General features: G+C 32.8%; 19 protein-coding genes. 9 read left to right on the forward strand and 10 right to left on the reverse strand.

Translation table 11 applies throughout. The features are described 5' to 3' along the window. Positions 1 to 123: 123 nt before the first annotated feature. The 4 genes from fmt to B0A75_RS09955 all read right to left on the reverse strand — a co-directional run bounded on the left by fmt (position 124) and on the right by B0A75_RS09955 (position 4943). Positions 124 to 1071 carry a methionyl-tRNA formyltransferase gene (gene fmt, locus B0A75_RS09940; protein ID WP_089054127.1) on the reverse strand — a complete coding sequence of 316 codons (948 nt, stop codon included), beginning with the start codon at positions 1069 to 1071 and terminating at the stop codon, positions 124 to 126. Beyond that, complete coding sequence (locus B0A75_RS09945) at positions 1071 to 2966, reverse strand: RecQ family ATP-dependent DNA helicase (RefSeq protein WP_089054128.1); 1896 nt, start codon at positions 2964 to 2966, stop codon at positions 1071 to 1073. Before B0A75_RS09945 ends, fmt begins: the two co-directional genes overlap by 1 nt. A gap of 64 nt (positions 2967 to 3030) precedes the next feature. After that, a complete protein-coding gene (locus B0A75_RS09950) occupies positions 3031 to 3564 on the reverse strand; it encodes an AAA family ATPase (RefSeq protein WP_089054129.1) in 534 nt (177 codons plus the stop codon). A gap of 461 nt (positions 3565 to 4025) precedes the next feature. Further along, positions 4026 to 4943, reverse strand: a complete 918-nt coding sequence (locus B0A75_RS09955; RefSeq protein ID WP_089054130.1) for an alpha/beta hydrolase family protein — start codon at positions 4941 to 4943, stop codon at positions 4026 to 4028. Positions 4944 to 5227: 284 nt separating this feature from the next. Between B0A75_RS09955 and B0A75_RS09965 the strand changes: the two genes are divergently transcribed. The 4 genes from B0A75_RS09965 to B0A75_RS09980 all read left to right on the forward strand — a co-directional run bounded on the left by B0A75_RS09965 (position 5228) and on the right by B0A75_RS09980 (position 8637). Beyond that, entirely contained in the window at positions 5228 to 5524 is a 297-nt protein-coding gene (locus tag B0A75_RS09965) for a DUF493 family protein (RefSeq protein WP_089054132.1), read from the forward strand. A gap of 3 nt (positions 5525 to 5527) precedes the next feature. Then, positions 5528 to 6247, forward strand: coding sequence for a DUF4290 domain-containing protein (locus B0A75_RS09970; protein ID WP_089054133.1), 720 nt, complete (start codon positions 5528 to 5530; stop codon positions 6245 to 6247). A gap of 90 nt (positions 6248 to 6337) precedes the next feature. Then, on the forward strand, positions 6338 to 7648 hold the full coding sequence (murA, locus tag B0A75_RS09975; RefSeq protein ID WP_089054134.1) for a UDP-N-acetylglucosamine 1-carboxyvinyltransferase: 1311 nt from the start codon (positions 6338 to 6340) through the stop codon (positions 7646 to 7648). Positions 7649 to 7761: 113 nt separating this feature from the next. Beyond that, complete coding sequence (locus B0A75_RS09980) at positions 7762 to 8637, forward strand: cation diffusion facilitator family transporter (protein WP_089054135.1); 876 nt, start codon at positions 7762 to 7764, stop codon at positions 8635 to 8637. Positions 8638 to 8722: 85 nt separating this feature from the next. Here B0A75_RS09980 and B0A75_RS09985 read toward each other — a convergent pair whose 3' ends face one another. The 3 genes from B0A75_RS09985 to B0A75_RS09995 form a co-directional block, all read right to left on the reverse strand. Next, positions 8723 to 11212 carry a DUF5686 and carboxypeptidase regulatory-like domain-containing protein gene (locus B0A75_RS09985; RefSeq protein ID WP_089054136.1) on the reverse strand — a complete coding sequence of 830 codons (2490 nt, stop codon included), beginning with the start codon at positions 11210 to 11212 and terminating at the stop codon, positions 8723 to 8725. A gap of 70 nt (positions 11213 to 11282) precedes the next feature. Further along, positions 11283 to 11696, reverse strand: coding sequence for a type II 3-dehydroquinate dehydratase (aroQ, locus tag B0A75_RS09990; protein ID WP_089054137.1), 414 nt, complete (start codon positions 11694 to 11696; stop codon positions 11283 to 11285). Positions 11697 to 11823: 127 nt separating this feature from the next. Continuing rightward, positions 11824 to 12390, reverse strand: a complete 567-nt coding sequence (locus tag B0A75_RS09995; protein WP_089054138.1) for a porin family protein — start codon at positions 12388 to 12390, stop codon at positions 11824 to 11826. 285 nt (positions 12391 to 12675) lie between these two features. On the opposite strand from B0A75_RS09995, the gene B0A75_RS10000 reads away from it, so the two are divergent. From B0A75_RS10000 to B0A75_RS10015, 4 genes are all read left to right on the forward strand, one after another. Next, complete coding sequence (locus B0A75_RS10000) at positions 12676 to 13230, forward strand: outer membrane beta-barrel protein (protein WP_089054139.1); 555 nt, start codon at positions 12676 to 12678, stop codon at positions 13228 to 13230. A gap of 201 nt (positions 13231 to 13431) precedes the next feature. Continuing rightward, entirely contained in the window at positions 13432 to 14001 is a 570-nt protein-coding gene (locus tag B0A75_RS10005) for a porin family protein (protein ID WP_089054140.1), read from the forward strand. Between the two features lie 84 nt (positions 14002 to 14085). Next, a complete protein-coding gene (xerD, locus tag B0A75_RS10010; protein ID WP_089054141.1) occupies positions 14086 to 14982 on the forward strand; it encodes a site-specific tyrosine recombinase XerD in 897 nt (298 codons plus the stop codon). A gap of 141 nt (positions 14983 to 15123) precedes the next feature. Further along, positions 15124 to 16644: a sensor histidine kinase gene (locus B0A75_RS10015; protein WP_089054142.1), complete on the forward strand. Its 1521-nt coding sequence runs from the start codon at positions 15124 to 15126 to the stop codon at positions 16642 to 16644. A gap of 79 nt (positions 16645 to 16723) precedes the next feature. Here the strand turns inward: B0A75_RS10015 and rny are convergent, their stop codons facing one another. The 3 genes from rny to B0A75_RS10030 form a co-directional block, all read right to left on the reverse strand. Next, positions 16724 to 18283, reverse strand: coding sequence for a ribonuclease Y (gene rny, locus B0A75_RS10020; protein ID WP_089054143.1), 1560 nt, complete (start codon positions 18281 to 18283; stop codon positions 16724 to 16726). Positions 18284 to 18493: 210 nt separating this feature from the next. Beyond that, entirely contained in the window at positions 18494 to 18787 is a 294-nt protein-coding gene (locus tag B0A75_RS10025; protein ID WP_089054144.1) for a cell division protein ZapA, read from the reverse strand. Between the two features lie 5 nt (positions 18788 to 18792). After that, the gene (locus tag B0A75_RS10030) at positions 18793 to 19083 is read right to left on the reverse strand and encodes a hypothetical protein (RefSeq protein ID WP_089054145.1); all 291 of its coding nucleotides are present in this window, start codon (positions 19081 to 19083) and stop codon (positions 18793 to 18795) included. A 179-nt stretch (positions 19084 to 19262) separates the two neighbouring features. Here B0A75_RS10030 and B0A75_RS10035 point away from each other — a divergent pair, with 179 nt between their 5' ends. Then, positions 19263 to 20957 carry a M23 family metallopeptidase gene (locus B0A75_RS10035; RefSeq protein ID WP_089054146.1) on the forward strand — a complete coding sequence of 565 codons (1695 nt, stop codon included), beginning with the start codon at positions 19263 to 19265 and terminating at the stop codon, positions 20955 to 20957. Positions 20958 to 20960 lie beyond the last annotated feature (3 nt).

Genomic DNA, 20960 nt, shown 5'->3' on the forward strand with positions numbered 1-20960 from the left:
AAATCCGTTGCGTGCAAGTGTTTTCTTTAATTTTAGCAAGAATTGTTGATAACTTGCTTTTTTTGTTCATAAAGGGTGTTGTTTATCGATCAAAAACAGGTACAAACCCCTGTTTTACTGATGTTAATAGACCTTTGCGCTATCAGAAAAAGTTATTCCATTTAATAATTCTGCTACTTGCATTCGCTTTTTTCCGGGTAATTGTAAACTTAAAAGCTGAATGAACCCTTCTTTAATTGCAATTTTGATTTCTTTTTTGCTGCTGATTAAGCTTCCAATTTCATATGAATGTGCTTCTACAGCTAGTTTAGCTTCATATATTTTGATGCTTAATTCTTCATTTTTATCCTTCAAAAAACACCACGCAGCAGGATATGGACTTAATCCTCGAATTAAATTATTGATTTCAGCTCCAGATTTTGTCCAGTCAATTTTACAATTCTCCTTATTTAGCTTGTATGCTGTTTTTATTTCGTCATTGTCTTCCTGAATTGTTGTGGTAACATTTCCGTTTTCAATAACTTTTAAAGTGTCAATTACAGTTTGGCTTCCCAGTAACATTAATCGATCGTGCAATTGTCCTGCATTTTCTTCTGGCTCAATAGCAATTTCCGAATTTAAAATCATAGCTCCGGTATCAATCTTGTCATCGATAAAGAAAGTTGTAACTCCAGTTTTTGTTTCTCCATTAATAATTGCCCAGTTAATAGGTGCTGCGCCTCTATAATTTGGGAGTAAGGAAGCATGAAGATTAAAAGTTCCTAAACTTGGCATTTCCCAAACTACTTTTGGCAGCATTCTAAAGGCAACAACTATTTGTAAATTAGCATTTAAAGCTTTTAATTCGGTTAAAAAACTTTCGTCTTTTAAATTTGTTGGCTGTAATAAAGTAAGATTGTTTGCCAATGCATATTCTTTTACTGCCGAATATTTTATTTTTTGTCCGCGGCCGGCTGGTTTATCTGCGGCTGTGATAACGCCCACAACGTCGTAATTGTTTTTTATAATAGTATCTAGAATGCCAACAGCAAACTCTGGCGTTCCCATAAATATAATTCGTAATTTTTCCATTATGATTTTAAAGTGTATTTATTGTTCGCTAATATAACGATATGATTGTTTTCTAATAATTCTTGAAGAACAAGTATTATATCTGATGCATCTAGTTTTATCTGATTTTGAATTTCTCGCGAAGTCAAAGATGCTGTTTTTAATAAAGACAGGATTTTGTCAGCAATAGAATCGGCTTCAGTTATTTTTCCTTTTTGCGTAATACAATACGAGCACACTCCGCAATTCGAATTAGTTTCTTCTCCAAAATAATCCAAAACCAATCTGTTTTTGCAGGTTTTGTTTTCCTTTATATAATATAGAACAGATGAAAGCTGTTCTTGTTTAAGTTGATTCTGTTTTTCGAGATACTTAGAAACCCTATTTATAGTCAAGTCATCTTCACGAACTTCATTGAATAATATAGTAGCATCATTATTTTTAGATTTGTACTCTATAATCTCTTTCTCTCTTAATTTTTCTAAAAGAGAAGTAACCTGTTCTTCAGTATGATTTGATTTTTTTGCAATCAGCGAAAGATTAATCGGTGTTTTCATTTCATGAACTCCCGGATAAGTTCTCAAAATTGCCAAAATAATTTCTTCGTCTTTCTGATTTAAACTTGTGTATCGAATAACTTCTTTCGATTCAATTAAAAACTGCATTGTAACCTTCTCTGAGAATTCTTGAGACATAGTGATAATTCCCTGTTGATTTAAAAACTGTAACGCATTATATGTTTTTAAAGTAGGGAAGTCGTATTTGTTGCAAAAATGATTCAGTTTAAAAGAGAAAGTATCGTCTAAGCCTTCGCCGTAAGCTATTTGAAAATAGTTGCACAGTTTGACATACATCGTTTTTAGGAATTTTTTGTCAGGCAGAATACTTAAAAACTGTTGTTCAGTTTGGTTCGCATCTGAATTGTTATATAATAAAACCGAAAAAGCTTTTTCGCCATTTCGTCCTGCTCTTCCGGATTCTTGATAATAATTTTCTAGATTTTCTGGCAATTGCGTATGAATGACCGTTTTTACATTGTCTTTGTCAATTCCCATTCCAAATGCATTTGTGGCAACAATAACCTGTGCTTGCTCCGACATCCACAACTGCATATTTTTGTCTTTTTCTTTTGTCGAAAGTCCTCCGTGATAATAAGTGGCTCTAAAACCCAGCGATTGTAATTGTGTTGAGATGTTTAAACACGATTTTCTATTTCGTACATATATAATAGAAGGCTGCGGGTTTTTCTTTAAAATTTGTTCTACACGATACAGTTTGTCTTCGACTTCAAAAACCATGTATGCGATATTCTTTCTTTCAAAAGACTGTTGAAAAAGTTTGGTGTCCTTTAATCCTAATTCAGTTTTAATATCTTCAACAACTCTTGGTGTTGCAGTTGCAGTCAGAGCTAAAAAAGGAATTTTAGGAAAGTGTTTTTTGAGTTCAGAAATTTTTAAATAAGCCGGTCTAAAATCATGTCCCCATTGCGAAACACAGTGCGCTTCATCAATGGCGATAAAACTTATAGGAAGATTTTTGATGCGTTCTAATATCCAGTCTGATTGTAAACGCTCCGGCGAAAGATAAAGAAATTTGTAATTTCCAAACTGGCAGTTGTCTAGAAGATCAATAATTTCTTCCGTATGAATTCCGCCTGTAAGAGCAATCGCTTTAATTTCTCTTTTTTGAAGATTCGCTACTTGGTCTTTCATCAAAGCAATCAATGGTGAAATAACCAAGCAGATTCCTTCGCGCATCATAGTTGGAACCTGAAAACAAATTGATTTTCCGCCTCCAGTTGGCAGCAGTGCAAAAGTATCATGACCTTCTAAAACCGAATCAATAATTTCTTTTTGCAGCGGTCTGAAACTTTCGTGTTTCCAGTATTTTAAAAGAATATCTTGTGCTTCCTGCATGGCCAAAGTGTTAAAGTTAAAAATTTAGAAATCAGTTTCTAGTTTTGCAACTTTAAACTCGCCGCTAAATTTTATCTAATATATAAAGAATTCTGTTTTCAACCGTATCTTTAGGAACTTCAATTAAATCATATCCGTATTTTTTATACGTTTCGATTAAGTGGTTCTGAATTGTTAGTGCCTGTTCAAAGTTTTCATAACGCTCAGTGTCGCTCTGATAAATTTCTTCCCAAGGCGGTAAAATAAAAGTTTTAGAATATTTATAATCTTCGCAAGCTTTTGCAAAATGTTCAGGGTATTCATCACCAATATAGTCCATATAGGCTGTAACATCAGGAATTCCGCGATCAATGAAAACTACAGTATCAGGCTCCTTTTTTGCATTTTCGTATTGTTTAACACGTCCTTCCAAGAGCATTTCGCTGAATAACAAAGGTTGTTCTAAGAACAATTGTTCGATACCTCTTTTTTGAGCTTCGAGTGTAACTTCTCTAGAAATTTCGGGGTAACAGCAATAGCCGCGAGCGACTAATTCGTTTATAAGTGTAGATTTTCCTGTACCAGGACCTCCAATAAGGACTATAATTTGTTTTTGCACTATTCTAAAAATAAAGCGCAAATTTACCTAAACTTATTCGTAATTAAAAAGAATATTTACACGAAGCGAAAGATTTGGTATTTTTTGAAGATATGGGTTCCTGCTGTCCGCTTCAATCTTTTGCTTTTTAAAGAAAAAAGCAAAAGGATTTCCACTTCCATCAGGGCTGGATAGGAGAAATGGTTTTGTTTTTGGAATTCAATTTAAAGATCAATTCTCAAAAAGAAGAAAGTCCCAGCGGGACAGCATATTTATAGAAAAAAATATACGAAATAAATAAAAGCTCCAGCGGAGCGACATGTTTTTTAATAGTTTATATGTCGCTCCGCTGGAGCTTTTGATAAGAGAGAAATTGAATTTATTATAAATATTTTACTCCGCTGGAGCAGTTTTATTTTAATTGCCGTTGGTTTTAACCAGCGGATTTTATAATGTTCAGAATTTTAGCTTTAGCCAAATATTTATTCACAAAACAAATACTTTCCAGAATCTTTTCCTTTTTTATTTGAAAGAACAATCAAATGCGATTGAAACTTTTTGCCGTTCAAAACATCATTTACAAAATCTAAAACATATTGCTGTCCTTCATGAAAAAGGTAACCTGAGAATTCATGTCCGCCGCCGCAAAAAGTAATCAGTTCAATATCTTTATGTAAATCCTGCATATGATTGTAAACTGAGTAAGATCCAAACAAAATCAGCCAGCCCGAAGCATTTGTTGGACACGAACGGTGTGAACCTGCGTTGTAAGGAACCGTGTCGTCATTGCTTCCATGAGCCAATAACATCGGAATTGCTTTTTCTTTGGTAATCAAATTAATATCCTGAATTGCGCCTGAACCACCAATGAAACCTGCATATTTAAAGTTTTCGGGCAAATTAGGTTTGTATAAATTCATAAGTTTATAATCCCAAAACGAAGCATGAAAACCAATTTCGGCACCGGCACTAATTCCAGAAATAAAGATTTTTGAAGTATCGAGATTGTATTTATCGGCATTTTCAATTAAATAAGAAGTTGCCTGCCACATATCGCTTACGCCAATTTGAATTGCTTTTATTTTTTCGGTTAAAACACCTTTACAGCCAAAATCTTTTCCTTTCATATATAAACTGTATGAAATGCTCGCAACTGCGTAGCCGTTTTTAGCCATAAACATTCCAAAGTCTTTTTCGCTTGTGCGTTCGCCGCCAGAAAATCCGCCGCCAAATGCAAACAGAATTACAGGAGTTTTTTCATTTGCTTTTTTCTTTGGGAGATACAAATCTAAATCAAGTTTTAAAGTGTCATTTTGAAAATAAGTTAAGGTTTTGATTTCTTGTGCTTGAGTGTTATGAAAAGCGAAAATTGTAAAAAGGAATAAGATGATTTTTTTCATTGCAATGTGTTTTAATTTCGCAATCCCGATAGTTATCGGGAGTAGAGTTGCGAAGTATTTCAAATATAAAGGTTTGCTGCGAATTTTACGAATTTTGATTAATTTTAATTTTAAAATTAATCAAAGGCTAGCAAAATTCATGCAGATATTTGTAAGGATAATTAGTGTAAATTAGTGAAATTCGGGGCGAAAAAACAGTTATCTTTTCAATAGAAAAAATCTAAAATTTAAACTCAAAATTCTAAATTCAAAAATCGTATATTTGCGTTTATTTTTAATTACAAATGGAGAACGATAAAGAAAAAAAAACAGCCGAATTTTACGAAAGATTAAAAGTAGAACTTGATAATGCAAATATTTGGCCTGCGGAATATTTGTATAAATTTATTGTGCCAACTGTAGCAGACAATGTTGAGCGTGTCGAAAAAGCTTTTGATGATATGGGCGCTGTTATTAAAACAACAAAATCTAAAACAGGTAAGTTTACCAGTGTTTCTGTAGATGTTACGATGCACAGTTCTGATGCTGTTATTGTTAAATACAAAGAAGTTTCTACAATAGAAGGTATAGTTTCATTATAACTTATGAACGAAAAATATAAAAAAGAAGTCGCGAATGATGTTGTTTTTAATTTAGAATACAATTCTGAAAGACAACGATTAATTATTCCAGAATATGGTCGTCATTTACAAAAATTGATTGATCAGGCTACTGCAATTGAAGATGATGAAACGCGCAACAAAGCAGCGAAATATATCATTCAGGTTATGGGAAGCTTGAACCCTCATTTGCGTGATGTGCCGGATTTTCAGCATAAATTATGGGATCAGCTTTTTATTATGTCTGATTTTAAATTGAATGTAGAATCTCCGTATCCAATTCCATCAAGAGATGTATTGCAGTTAAAACCAGATGTTTTACAATATCCGCAAAACTTCCCGAAATACAGATTTTATGGAAACAACATCAAATATATGATTGATGTGGCCAATAAATGGGAGGATGGCGAAATGAAAAATGCATTGGTTATGGTAATTGCTAACCACATGAAAAAATCATTTTTGAGCTGGAACAAAGACACTGTAAAAGATGATGTGATTTTTGAGCATTTGTATGAATTGTCAGGAGGAAAGATAAACCTGCTTCACAGTACAGAAGAATTGTTGAACACAACAGATTTAATGCGTACTAACAAGCGTGTTTCAAATAAGATAACACCAGCTGGACAGCCAAAAATTCAAAACAATAAAAACAATAAAGGAGGTAAACAAAAGACCTTTCAAAAAAATAATAATCAGAAATAAAAAAGGGGCTAAGATGCTAAGGGACTAAGATGCTAAAACTTTTAGCTTAGAACCTGAGAATCTCAGAACCTGAGAACCTAAAAGAAATCTATGGGAATTTTTAAAATCGAAGGAGGAACTCCTTTAAAAGGAGAAATCACTCCACAAGGAGCAAAGAATGAGGCGTTACAAATTTTATGTGCCGTGCTTCTAACAGGAGAGAAAGTAAAAATTAATAACATTCCTGATATTATAGACATCAATAAATTAATCACATTATTGGGTAATTTAGGGGTGAAAATTCAACGTAACGAACCGGGTTCGATCACTTTTCAAGCTGATGAGGTTAATGTTGGGTATTTAGAAACAGAAGCTTTCAAAAAAGAAGGTGGAGCTTTACGTGGTTCTATTATGATTGTTGGTCCACTTTTAGCTCGTTTCGGAAAAGGATATATTCCTAAACCAGGTGGAGATAAAATTGGTCGTCGTAGATTAGATACACACTTTGAAGGGTTTATCAATCTTGGAGCAAAATTTAGATATAACAGAGAAGACCATTTTTACGGAGTAGAAGCTCCAGAAGGTCTTACTGGAACTGATATGTTATTAGACGAAGCGTCTGTAACGGGAACTGCAAATATTGTAATGGCTGCAGTTTTAGCTAAAGGAACAACTACAGTTTACAACGCAGCATGCGAACCATATTTACAGCAATTGTGTAAAATGTTGAACTCGATGGGAGCTAAAATTACTGGAGTTGGGTCTAATTTATTGACTATCGAAGGTGTTGAAAGCCTTGGCGGATGCGAGCATAGAATTTTACCAGATATGATCGAAATTGGTTCTTGGATTGGTCTTGCAGCTATGACAAAAAGTGAAATTACGATAAAAAATGTAAGCTGGGAAAATTTAGGTTTGATTCCAAATACATTCAGAAAACTTGGAATTACAATCGAAAAACGCAATGACGATATTTATATTCCTGCTCACAAAGATGGATATGAAGTAAAAACGGATATCGACGGTTCAATCTTAACAATTGCCGATGCGCCTTGGCCAGGATTTACACCTGATTTGTTAAGTATCGTTTTAGTAGTGGCAACACAAGCAAAAGGAGATGTTTTAATTCATCAAAAAATGTTCGAAAGCCGTTTGTTTTTCGTAGATAAATTAATCGATATGGGAGCAAAAATTATGTTATGTGATCCGCACAGAGCTGTGGTTATGGGGCATAATTTTGAATCTCAATTAAAAGCAACAACAATGTCGTCTCCTGATATTCGTGCAGGAATTTCATTGTTGATAGCAGCTCTTTCTGCAAAAGGAACAAGTACAATTCAAAATATCGAACAAATTGATCGCGGATACGAGCGTATCGACGAGCGTTTGAGAGCAATTGGAGCAAAAATCGTGAGAGCGTAAATAAAAGTTAGCCACGACACAAGCGAAAGCGAACTGGCGAAGCAATTCACGAATTATTTTGATAATCTTTGAAGATTTAAATTCGTGAATTCATGGAAAAAAAAATAGTCTAAATGACAAACGAACAAAAAGCTGTAAAAGCTACTATCTTTAGTATAGTTGGAAATACCTGCCTGGCCCTTATAAAAGGTCTTGCAGGTTTTTTTGGCAATTCATATGCCTTGATTGCAGATGCGATCGAATCGACAACGGATATATTTTCGTCATGTTTGGTTTTGTTCGGAATTAAATATTCTAATAAACCTGCAGATGAAAATCATCCATATGGTCATGGTCGCGCCGAACCGTTAATTACATTTTTGGTTGTTGGATTTTTAATTACATCAGCAACTATTATTGGTTACGAAAGCATTGCTAATATCCAAACACCGCATGCCTTGCCTAAATCATGGACATTGTATGTTTTGGGAGCCATTATTATCTGGAAAGAATATTCGTTTCGATTAGTTATGAAACGAAGTAAACAAACAAAGAGTTCGTCTCTAGCTGCAGATGCTTGGCATCATCGCAGTGACGCCATTACTTCTGTAGCGGCATTTGTCGGGATTTCGATTGCGTTGTTTATGGGAAAAGGTTACGAATCTGCAGATGACTGGGCGGCACTTTTTGCTGCATTTTTTATACTTTACAACAGTTATAAAATTTTTAGACCTGCATTAGGTGAAATCATGGATGAGAATCTAAATGATGATTTGGTAGAAGAAATTAGAATAAAATCATTAACCGTTGTTGGGATTTTAGGAACCGAAAAATGTTTTATTCGTAAAGCAGGAATGAAATATCATGTTGATCTTCATGCTATCGTATCAGCAAAAATATCTGTTAAAGAAGGACATGATTTGGCACATAAGCTGAAAGATACTCTTAGAGAAAAAATTCCTGAATTAGGACATGTATTAATTCATGTTGAACCAGATGATTATAATTGATTTTTAAGATTAAAAGGGACTAAGGTTCTAAGGTGCTGAGAAAAAAAACTTAGCATCTTAGAACCTTAGTATCTTAGCCACTTTTTTAATCCAACACATTCAAAATCTTCAGCCCGAAGACAACTCCGTTTTGCTGAATTCCTCCTTGATAGGAATGTACATAATCTACTCTGAATATCTTGAATTTTCCAAAACCTAAATTGTCTAAACCAACGGTAAACTCAGTATAAGGTTTTCTGTCGGGAATTGCCAGAGTATGAAATCCTAGATTCATAGTTGATTTTAATAAATTAATCAATGGAATTTTATTGGTTACAAAGCCCATGTCATTGTGCTCTAAGTGCATTTCAAAATAACTGTCATTTGTACTGTTAGTGTAATATGGCATTAAATTAAAAACATTCAAATAGCGGTCGCTTGTTCCAATGTGCGTTTGATTTCCGTTAAAATGTCTGTAATCTATAAAAGAGATATTTTCGGCATTGAAAAATTTACCGGCTCTAAAATTCATTCCTAAAACCCCTTTATTGTTTAAAGAGAGGTCATATTGAACAGAGGCGCCGATTCTTTCAAATTCATATTTTTTCTCGCTAGCGGCAAATGCTTTTTCAAAAGCTAAAAATACAGTTGGATATTTTTCATTTTTAATGTTATATCGTCCGTCAGGTCTCGAAATGTATTTATTTCCAAAGTTAATACGTGCAGTCAAAGCCGTTTTAAACAAATGATGCTGATCAAATGCAGGAGTTATAAAATCGTTTGGTGCCAGCGGATTATTTGACGTGTAAATATCATCTCTTTTAAAAAAAGAATAATCAGTAGTATTAAAAAGAGGTTTTCGCTGTTCGTAGCCAATTTTTGCATTTAAGTTTATTCCATTAGCAACATCCTGTCCGTAATTAATTTGAGCAAATTCTAAGTTGTACAATTTCATGTAATTGTCTTTGAAAAACAAGGAACTTATTGAATTGACAATATTACTAATAGGTTCACTGCTGTTATATTGCGCAGTTTTTGTTCCTCCAGAAGCCCAGATTGCAGCATGGTTTATGTTGTTAAAACGATGGCTGAATTGACCTGTAACACGAAAACGCTCATCAGAAAAACCATAATTAAAGGTTGTACTTATAGAAGTACTTGTTCCTTTTTCTTCATTCCATTTTTTAAAAGAAAATCCCGAATCGAGATTAAAACCTTGAACAGTGTTAAAACTTAAAGAACTTAAATTCAATAAACCTTTATATTCAAAAGAATATTTCTTGAAAGTATTTTTATAATCATACCCCATTAAAACATCAAAGATTTTGAACTTATTGTTTTTAGCGTCAACAGAATCAGTATATTTTTGAGATTTTCGGATGGTTTGTAAACTGTCTTTTTTAATGTAATCATTACTTTCCTCAATAGTCAAAGGAATTGGACGTATTTGATTCCAAAAAGCGTCATCTTTTTTATTTGCATCAGCTTCAAAAGCTACAATTTCATTGCCAAAAGTTTTCTTTTGAAAAGAAGCAGGAAATTCATAATTCGAATACACGTAATTGAATTTTCCAGAGAACTTTACGCCAAAAGCACCGGCATTAAAAGAAAGAGTTTGAGCGTTTTTTGACCAGATTTTATTTTTGACATTGTAACTGAAGCTCTGTTTTAGATTCATTACTTCGGTAAATTCGTTTTTCATTCTATAGCCTTTTATGTCTAAGTCTACAGCATAAATCGCAAAACTATCATCAACTATATAGATGTAGCCTTCAAAAACAGGTTCTTTATCACGTTTAGGTGTTACCTTTATTTTGTTAATTTGTTGATTGTTATCGTCAAAAAATGTTCCTTCAAGTTTGTATTTGTAGTAATTGAAAGCATTATCTGCAATAGGAGAAATAAGATTAATGTTGAATTCTAATGTGTTATCATAGAAATCATAAGTAGATAAAGTCGCCGTATTGTAACTGAATCCGTTATTGTTTCCAGAAATTTTAGAAGCAATGATTTTCTCTTTTAGTTTTTCTGGTTTTTCAAAAGAAATCTTAGAAATCGTTTCAGATAAATATAAAATACCTGTTCCAGTTGAGTCTAAATTTGAAGCCATTTCATCGCCAATATCGACTTTCATCCCCATTATTTTCTTTGGAAGATCTTTTATTTTAAACATTCCTTTCGAATAAAAATCGGCGGTATAACGAGCCGTTTTTTCAGAATTACTTTTTTTGTTAGCAATAGCACTTTTTATAATAGCATTTGCAGGATTGTCTTTTGAATTAATTACAATCTCATTAAGTTCAAAATTTTCCTCTTCCATTTTTACATCTAAAATCAAGTTTTTTGAATTAGAAGCAACGGTATGTTTTTGAGTTTTAAAACCTAGATACTGAAAGGTGATTTTATTTTTGCCAATTTCTTTTACATTAAGCTGGTATTTTCCCTGTTCATTTGAAGTGGTACTGGTATAAGTATTCTCTTCAAAAACAGAAACAAAAGGCAGTGGATTTCCTTTGAGATCAGTTATTGTCCCTTTGATTTGGGCAAAATTGGAAATTGAAAAAATTAAAAAGGCGAGTACGGTAAAGTTTTTCATGAGAGTGGTTTCTCTCACAAAAATAGAATAAGTTAAAAACGAGCTTATTAAAAAATTGTTAAAAAAAGACTTACAAGAAAGATTGAATCGCAAGATCGTAACTTTTTAGGCCAAAACCTAAAATTACACCTTTTGCGTTTCCAGATAAATACGATTGATGTCTAAAGCTTTCGCGGGCATAAGTGTTTGAAATGTGTACTTCGATTACCGGTGTTGTAACCGCTTTCATAGCATCACCTAAACCTATAGAAGTGTGAGTGTATGCTCCTGCATTCAAAATAATTCCATCAAATGTAAAACCGCATTCTTGAATTTTACCAATCAATTCGCCTTCAATATTGCTTTGATAATATGAAAGTTCAACGTTTGGATATTTCTGTTTCAACGTTTCAAAATAATCTTCAAAAGTTTGACTTCCGTAAACTTCAGGTTCTCTTTTTCCTAAAAGATTTAGATTTGGTCCGTTGATAATGCAGATTTTCATAAATAATTTGATTTTAATTTTATAAGTGATGTAATTTTATTTTACTGAAATATTTCACTAGAGTGTAAAAATAAAAAAACCGTTCTAATTAATTGAACGGTTTTTATAAAACTATGTGATATTCTTTTTAGAACATAAATCCAGCTGAAAGTTGAACTACAGAATTTTTAACATCTGCATTTGAAGAAGCTTCCGTTAATCCTAGGCTGTAACGACCTTGAACAAAAATACTTTCAGTAATTTTTAAACCTAAACCTGCATTAAGAGCAAAATCAAATGTATTAGCATCGTCAAATCTTACGTCATTTTTTTGACTTAATAGAAAAGAAGCCTGTGGACCAACCTCTAAACTTAATGATTTTGTCATGTAAATTTTTGCCATTACAGGGATCGATAAATAAGCTAATTTATTTTTAAAGTCTTCCTGAGCATCCTTAAATTTATAAGTTGCTCCTTGTGTAGAATATAAAAGTTCTGGTTGAATAGAGAATTTTTCTAGTAATTTAAGTTCTGCAACAAGACCAGCATGGTAGCTTGTAATTCCGTCTTTGTCAAACGCTACTCCATTAAGACCTGCATCTCCTGTTTGGCTTGCAAAGTTAACTCCGGCTTTTACTCCCAATTTTAATAATTGCGCTTGAATGGTTGCTGATGTTGCTAAGAACAATACAGCGGCTAAAAGTATTTTTTTCATAAAAATGTTTTTAGGGGTTTCGTGTTTATATGTTATTTATTAAGTCAAAACTACATTATTTTCATTTTATTGCTTTATATCAAGCTTTATAAAATTATTAAAATTCACACTTTTTTTAAGTTTTTATTAGGTTTTGAAGCTGTGTTTTCTTCTAATCTATTGTAAATCAATTATTTATTTGTAATCTAATTCTGTCTTATTTTGATATTGTATTACCGTATTGTGGACATTTTTTAGTAAGTGTAATCTTAGTTTTGTTCCCTGTAATTAAAAAAAAAATAAATTATGAAAAAGGTTATTTTAACTGCTATTGCAGTATTTGGTTTTGCATTTGCTAATGCACAAACTGGTGGATTTGCTAAAGGTGATGCTTTTATCTCTGGAGCTTTATCTGTAGGATCAACAAAAGAGGGAGATGCTAAAACTAGCAACTTTACAATTGTTCCTAGTGTAGGTTATTTTGTGTCTGAAAACATTGCTATTGGAGGCAAATTAGGATTTGGTTCAAATAAGATGGGTGATGATAAAACTAATGCCTTTACTGCTGGAGCTTTTGGTAGATACTATTTTACTCCTGCTTCTCAGTTCTCAGTTTTTGGTCAAGCTGGTCTTGATTTTACAAATAGTAAATCAGGGGATTTTAAAACTAATCAAATTGGTACAAATGTAGGTTTAGGTTTAAGTTATTTCTTATCAAATCATTTTGCTATCGAAGCAACTTGGGCTGGTTTAGAATATAGTGTAAACAATAATGGAGGTCATGGTGCTGATAAAAGTAACAGCTTTGGTTTTGGTACTGACTTAAGAGATGTAAGTTTTGGAGTAATCTATAAATTCTAAATAAATTATCTTGTTAGTTTTAAAAGGCCTTCCTCTTTTGAGGAGGGCTTTTTTATGGATATAATAGTTGAGTGGTGTGATTTAATTGCTTTTAAATTAATTGGTTAGTTTTTTTGCTACTATTTTTTTTGTTAAATTCCTAGTGTAGAATTATGAAGAATATTTTTATATTTGATGTATATAACGTAAAAACAAATTGTAATGAAAAGAATTATTTTAGCTGCTATAGCAGTAATGGTATTTGGATTTGCGAATGCGCAAAAAACAAGATTCGGAGTTAAAGGAGGTCTTAACCTTACAACTTTTGCTGGTGGAAATTACTGGGATGCTAAATCTTTGGTTGGTTTTCAAGTAGGAGGCTTTGCCGAAATTAAAGTTATAGAGAGGTTGTCGATTCAACCTGAGGTTTTGTTTTCTACACAGGGAGCTAAACTTGATGATCTAGATATCGATAGCAAATTAAACTATATTAATATACCTGTTTTGGCTAAGTTTTATGTTACAAAACAGTTTACTGTAGAGGCGGGGCCACAAATTGGGTTTTTAGTATCTGCTAAAAATGATGGTCACGATGCTAAAGATGGTTTTAAATCTGTAGATACAGGATTTAATTTTGGAGCTGGATATAATTTTACAGAGAATGTTTCTGTAGGGCTTCGTTATACTGTAGGTTTGTCAAATATCGCAGATTATAATGCTGAAACTTGGGAAGAGCTTTATGATAGTCCGAAGAACAGTGTTTTGGCATTGACTCTAGCTTATAAATTCTAATATCTTAAAACGATATTTTGTAAAAAACCTTCCTAGATTTTAGGAAGGTTTTTTTATAGTTAAAAATGTTTTACTTTGTAAAGTATGAAATGGAATAATTACATAAAAGACTACCAGTCGTATTTGCGCATAGAAAGGGGATTGTCTAAAAATACAATCGAGAATTATAGTTTTGATATAGAACGTTTGTGTCTTTTTTTAGAAACCAATCAAATTGATGTTTCGCCTTTAAAAATTACTGACGAAACAATTCAGCAGTTTATATATTCAGTATCTAAGGAAGTAAACCCAAGATCTCAATCTAGAATTATTTCTGGTTTGAAAAGCTTTTTTAATTATTTGGTTTTTGAAGATTATAGAAACGATAGTCCTTTAGAGTTAATTGAGAGTCCTAAAACTGGTAGAAAATTACCTGATACATTGTCTGTGGAAGAAATTGATGCTTTAATTGCTGCGATAGATTTGAGCAGTAACGAAGGGGAAAGAAACCGGGCTATGCTGGAAACTTTGTACGGCTGCGGACTTCGAGTTTCGGAGTTGGTTTCGCTCAAAATATCTGATTTGTTTTTTGATGAGGGTTTTGTGAAGATTACAGGAAAAGGAAATAAAGAACGTTTTGTTCCAATAGGTAAAGTGACTCGAAAATACATAGAGATTTACCAAAATGAAATTCGGGTGCATTTAAATATTAAAAAAGGTTTTGAAGATACTTTGTTTTTAAATCGTCGAGGTAATCAGCTTACTCGTGCTATGATTTTTACAATAATAAAAGATCTGGCAGTAAAAATTAAATTAAGTAAAACAATTAGTCCGCATACATTACGCCATTCTTTTGCGACACATTTATTAGAAAACGGCGCCGATTTGAGGTCAATTCAATTAATGCTCGGACATGAATCTATTACCACAACAGAAATTTATGTACATCTTGATCGAAGTTTTTTGAAAGAAGTAATGCATTCATTCCATCCAAGAAAATAATTTTTTTACGCGAAACCTCTGTTTTTAAGCAAAAATTAATATATTGTATTTGATTTAATGTTAAAAAGAAAGTATAAAAAGCAATAATAAGACTTTTGAATTTGATTTTGATAAAGTAATTATTTACTTAAATGACGGCGTATGGTTTTTGATTTTTTTAATAGTGAAGATTGCTTAGAAGTTAATAATTTTTACAAAAAGCTGCTTGCAGAAGTGCCGGACTTGATATTTCAGTTTGTGATAGATGCAGATAATCAGTATTCATTTCCTCTTGTAAGCAGATCTGTTGATGAGATTTTTGAACTTGCGATAGATAAATTTACAGATGATATAAAACTGATTATCTACGAAAGAATCTTGCCACAAGACCGAGATATGTTTTTTCAAACCTTGGTTAAGGCGCGCAAAGAAATTAAGCCTTGGGAGATTGAGTTTAGAGCAGTTTTACCCAAAAAAGGACTTCGATGGTTTAGGATTTCGGCTAAAACTGAATTGTCTGACGGTGATAAAGTAAGCTTTTTTGGACATGTTTCAGATATAACTGAACTTAAAGATAAAGAGGAAAAACTTCGTATTTCTGAAGAGCGTTTTCAGTTTGCTCTAGACGCTTCTACAGTTGGAATTTGGGATTGGGATATGGTAACTAATAACGTTTTTTATTCGTCATTATCATTAAAAATCTTAGAATTAGAATCGAGTGATATTTTTGATGATCCAGAGCGCTGGGATAAAATTGTGCATCCTGATGATCTTCCAAAATATTATTCAGATATAAAAGAGCATTTTGAAAATAAGATTCCCTATTATGAAAATTACCATCGCGTAATGACTTCCAGTGGTAATTATAAATGGATTTTAGATCGCGGTAAAGTTATCAAGCGTGATGAAAATGGAAAGCCATTGCGTGTTATAGGTACGCATACTGATATATCATTGCAGAAAGAAAAGGAGCTTGAGCTCTTGAAAACAATGAAGTTGTACAGCGATCAAAATAGCCGACTGCTTAATTTTTCGCATATTGTTTCGCATAATTTAAATACTCAGGCGGGCAATATTAAATCAATTTTAGATTTTATTGATGCTGATGGTGATAAGGAAACAGTTACAGAAATGCTTGAACATTTGCGTACGGTTTCTAATGATTTAAATGAAACGATTTCAAATTTAAGTCAGATCGTAAAAACGCAAAGCAATATTAATATAACAGTTGGGCCGTTAAAGCTTTTTGAGTATATAGAAAAAACTATTTCGACAATAAAAGGTCACAGCAAACAGAAAAAGGTCACAATTATAAATAATGTGCCAGAGTACTTGATAATAAATTTTAATCCCGCTTATCTGGAAAGTGTTTTGTTGAATTTTACAACTAATGCAATAAAGTATGCGCATCCTGATCGAGATCCAGTTATTGTTTTTGATTATGGTTTAGAAACAGATGGACATAAATCATTGAAGATTACGGATAATGGTTTAGGAATTGATTTGAAGGTATATGGTGATTTGTTGTTTGGGATGTATAAAACATTTCATAAACATGAAGAGGCAAGAGGAATAGGTTTGTATATCACCAGAAATCAAATAGAAGCTATGAAAGGAACGGTTTCTGTAGAAAGTGAAGTAGGAGTAGGGACGAGTTTTAAAATTACGTTTAATGATCTTTAAAAGCTTTGCAATTAGATAAAATCAAAAAAGGCAGTTCGTAGAGAACTGCCTTTTTGTTTTTTTATGTATAGATTAGCTGTTATTTTGCAATATTTACAGCTCTAGTTTCTCTAATTACAGTTACTTTAACTTGACCAGGGTAAGTCATTTCAGTTTGAATTTTTTGTGAGATTTCAAATGATAAGTTTGCCGCATTGTCATCAGAAACTTTTTCACTTTCAACAATAACACGAAGTTCTCTACCAGCTTGAATTGCGTAAGCATTTTTCACACCGCTGAATCCGTAAGCTACTTCTTCAAGATCTTTCAAACGTTGAATGTATGAATCTAGAACCTGACGTCTCGCTCCTGGTCTTGCTCCCGATATAGCATCACAAACCTGAACAATTGGCGATAATAATGATTTCATTTCGATTTCGTCGTGGTGAGCACCAATAGCGTTGCAAACTTCCTCTTTTTCTCCGTATTTCTCGGCCCATTGCATACCTAATAATGCGTGAGGTAAATCGCTTTCTGTATCTGGAACTTTACCAATATCGTGTAGTAAACCAGCTCTTTTAGCCAATTTTACATTCAAGCCTAATTCAGCTGCCATGATACCGCAAAGTTTCGAAACTTCTCTAGAGTGTTGTAATAAATTTTGACCGTAAGACGAACGGTATTTCATTCTACCAACAACTTTAATCAGTTCTGGATGTAATCCATGAATTCCTAAGTCGATAACAGTACGTTTTCCAACTTCGATAATTTCGTCATCAATTTGTTTAGCTGTTTTTGCAACAACTTCTTCAATTCTAGCTGGGTGAATACGTCCGTCAGTTACTAATTTGTGCAATGACAAACGAGCAATTTCTCTACGAACTGGATCAAAACAAGAAAGAATGATAGCTTCTGGTGTATCATCAACGATAATTTCAACTCCAGTTGCAGCTTCAAGAGCTCTAATGTTACGACCTTCACGACCAATGATTCTACCTTTTACATCGTCAGATTCGATGTTGAATACAGAAACGCAATTTTCAACTGCTTCTTCTGTTCCAACTCTTTGAATTGTATTGATGATGATTTTTTTAGCTTCTTGCTGTGCAGTAAGTTTTGCCTCTTCAATTGTGTCTTGAATATGAGACATTGCTTTGCTTTTAGCTTCTGCTTTTAAGCCTTCAACTAATTGTTCTTTTGCTTCTTCTGCAGAAAGTCCAGAGATAACTTCAAGCTGTTGTAATTGACTTTTGTGTAACTTGTCAACTTCAGCTTGTTTTTTGTCTAAAACCTCAATTTTATTATTGTATTCAGCTGTTTTAGATTCAAAATCGTCGTTTACTTTTTTGGCTTTTGAAAGCTCGTTAGAAACTTGAGATTCTTTATCACGTACTCTTTTTTCTACTTCAGCAACTTTTTTATCTCGTGCTAAAATAACTTGTTCGTGTTCTGATTTTAATTCGATAAAACGTTCTTTTGCTTGAAGAATTTTATCTTTTTTAATATTTTCGGCTTCTAAATTAGCGTCTTTTAAAATAGAAGCTGCTTCTTTTTTTGCGTTTTTTATTAGGTTTGAAATATTACTTTTCTCGATAAATTTAGCTATTGCAAAACCTGCTGCAATACCTACTATACCAATAATGATCGTTATGATGTCCATGTTTGTTAAGGTTTATATATAAAAAAAGCCTACATTAATTGCTTGAATAAACTCGTAAAGACAAGTTTTGAGCTAACTCACTGTTCAAGTTTCCTCGCAATAAAGCGTGGCATGCTATAGTAGTGATGATTTGCTCATTCTAAATTGTTAGTGTTGAGTTTACCAATTGTGAACTAATGTAGGCAGTATCTTAGTTTCTGTAAAGAACGTTTAGTTTTCGAGATATTGATCTAAAAGCAAATTTAATTTTTTAATTCTTTCAATAGTTTGCTTGCCATCGATTGCGTTATCAATTTGTTTTTGTTCCACTTGCGATGCAAATTGCAGTGCGCACATGGCTAATACATCTTGTTTATCGCGAACTGCGTAACTTTCTTCGAACTGCTTAATCATGGCATCAATTTTTTTTGAAGCACTTCTAAGTCCTTCTTCTTGAGCTGGATCTACCGTTAATGGGTAAACTCGGTCTGCAATTGATATTTTGATTTTAAGCTTTCCGTCCATGTTATCTAATCTGATAGTTGTGCTATACAGTAATCAATTTCGCGAATTAATGAATTTATTTTAAGCTTTGTCTCTCTCTTGTTGTCGTCGCTGCCAAGCAACGAATTGGCTATCTTAAGTGTGTCATACTGCTTCTTCAAAGCTTCAATCTCCTCAGATTGTTTTCGAATAATTTGCGCAGCTTTGGCTAATTCTAATTGTAATACCTGATTATTCTTTTCCAAGCTTTTTGATTTCTCAAACAGCTTTTCAATTTTATATTCAAGAGTATCAATTATTTCGGCAATTACACTCATTATACATCCTATTCATTACTTAATCATACAAAGTTAATATTCCTTTTTATTAATGCAATTTTTTATCGATTTTTTTGCATTAAAAATAGACAAATAAATGAATTTCAATCAATTGTGTTTTTGTGGCTGTATCTTCGGTTTTTCCCTGTTAATTTTTTATCTTAGCAAAAATGTTATTTATGAGATTTTCTGTATTTGCCCTTTTGTGCGGCCACTTTATTTTTGCCCAAACACAATATCCTAAAGATTATTTTCGTCCGCCATTAGATATTCCGATGCAGCTTTCGGGTAATTTTGGGGAATTAAGACCAAATCATTTTCATGCAGGTTTTGATTTGAAAACCAATCAGAGAGAAGGATTGAACGTCTATGCAATTGCCGATGGTTATGTGTCAAGAATAAAGATTTCGACGTTTGGAAACGGAAAATGTATTTACATTACGCATCCAAATGGGTATACTTCTGTTTATGGACATTTACAAACTACTAAAGGAGCGATTCAAGATTATGTAACCAAAGCGCATTATGCTGAAAAGGCTTATGAAATTGAATTATTCCCGAAACCCGGCGATCTTCCGGTTACAAAAGGACAATTAATTGCACTTTCTGGAAATACAGGTTCATCTGAAGGGCCGCATTTGCATTTTGAAATTAGAGATACAAAAACGGAGTTTGTAATTAATCCGATTTTCTTCGGGTTTGATAAAAATATTAAAGATACAAAGAAACCAACGTTGTCTAGTTTGTATGTTTATCCATTAGATAATGCCTCAGTTAATCAATCCAAACAGCCTTTGTTGTTAAACATGACACTTCAAAAAGACGGAACCTATCTTGCTGGAAAAGTAAAAACTAACGGAAAAATCGGTTTTGGAATTAATGCTGTTGATACTGATGATGTTTCTTTTAATAAAAATGGCGTTTTTAATGTTTCGACATTTTTGAACGGAAATCAAAATTACAACTATCAATTTAATACCTATTCATTTGATGAAATGCGTTACATCAATGCATTTATTGATTATTCTCGATACAAAAAAACAAGTCAGCGTATTCAGAAGCTTTTCATGAAAACACCTTTTGCGTTAAGCATTATAAAAACGGATGCGTCTAGAGGGATAATTACGGCAGAACCTAATTTGGCGTCAACTTATAGAATTGAAGTTTCAGATTATTATGGAAATCTAAATTCAATCACAGTTCCAATCGAATATGATTCAGCTGATCCTTTGGTGCCGGCAGAAGCCAGTGCATCTAAGTATTTTGTTAAATACAATAAAGATTCTAATTTCGAAAAAGACAATATGTCTGTTTTCTTTCCTGCAGGAACATTTTACGATGACTTTAATTTAAATTTTGATGTTAAAAACAATCGAATTTATATTCATGATGATACAGTTCCTGTGCATTCTAATTTTACAATAACCATCAAGGATAATACTTACTCTGAAGCCTTGCGTGACAAAGTTTTTATAGGAAGAATAAGCGGAGCAAGCAGCAGTTACAATGGAACGGTTAGAAAAGGAGATGTTTATACGGCAAAATCAAAAGTATTAGGACAATATGGTTTAGTATTAGATACTATAAAGCCAGTTATTAAAATTACAAAGCCGGTTCAGGACAAATGGATCAGCGATCAGAAAAAAATCGAGTTTATTATCAGCGATTCTTCGTCAGGAATTAAATCCTATAACGGGTATTTGAACGGAAAATGGGTTTTGTTTGAATATGAAAATAAAAATAAAAAGATTACTCATACTTTTGATCCTCAATTGCTGCTTGAAGGAGCAAATGATTTAAAAATTGAAGTAATTGATAATGTAGGGAATTCTTCTATCTTTGAAACACGTTTCCTTAGAAGTCAACAAAAATAAAAC

Origin of the sequence: Flavobacterium oncorhynchi (assembly GCF_002217355.1) — a bacterium.
GTDB lineage: Bacteria > Bacteroidota > Bacteroidia > Flavobacteriales > Flavobacteriaceae > Flavobacterium > Flavobacterium oncorhynchi.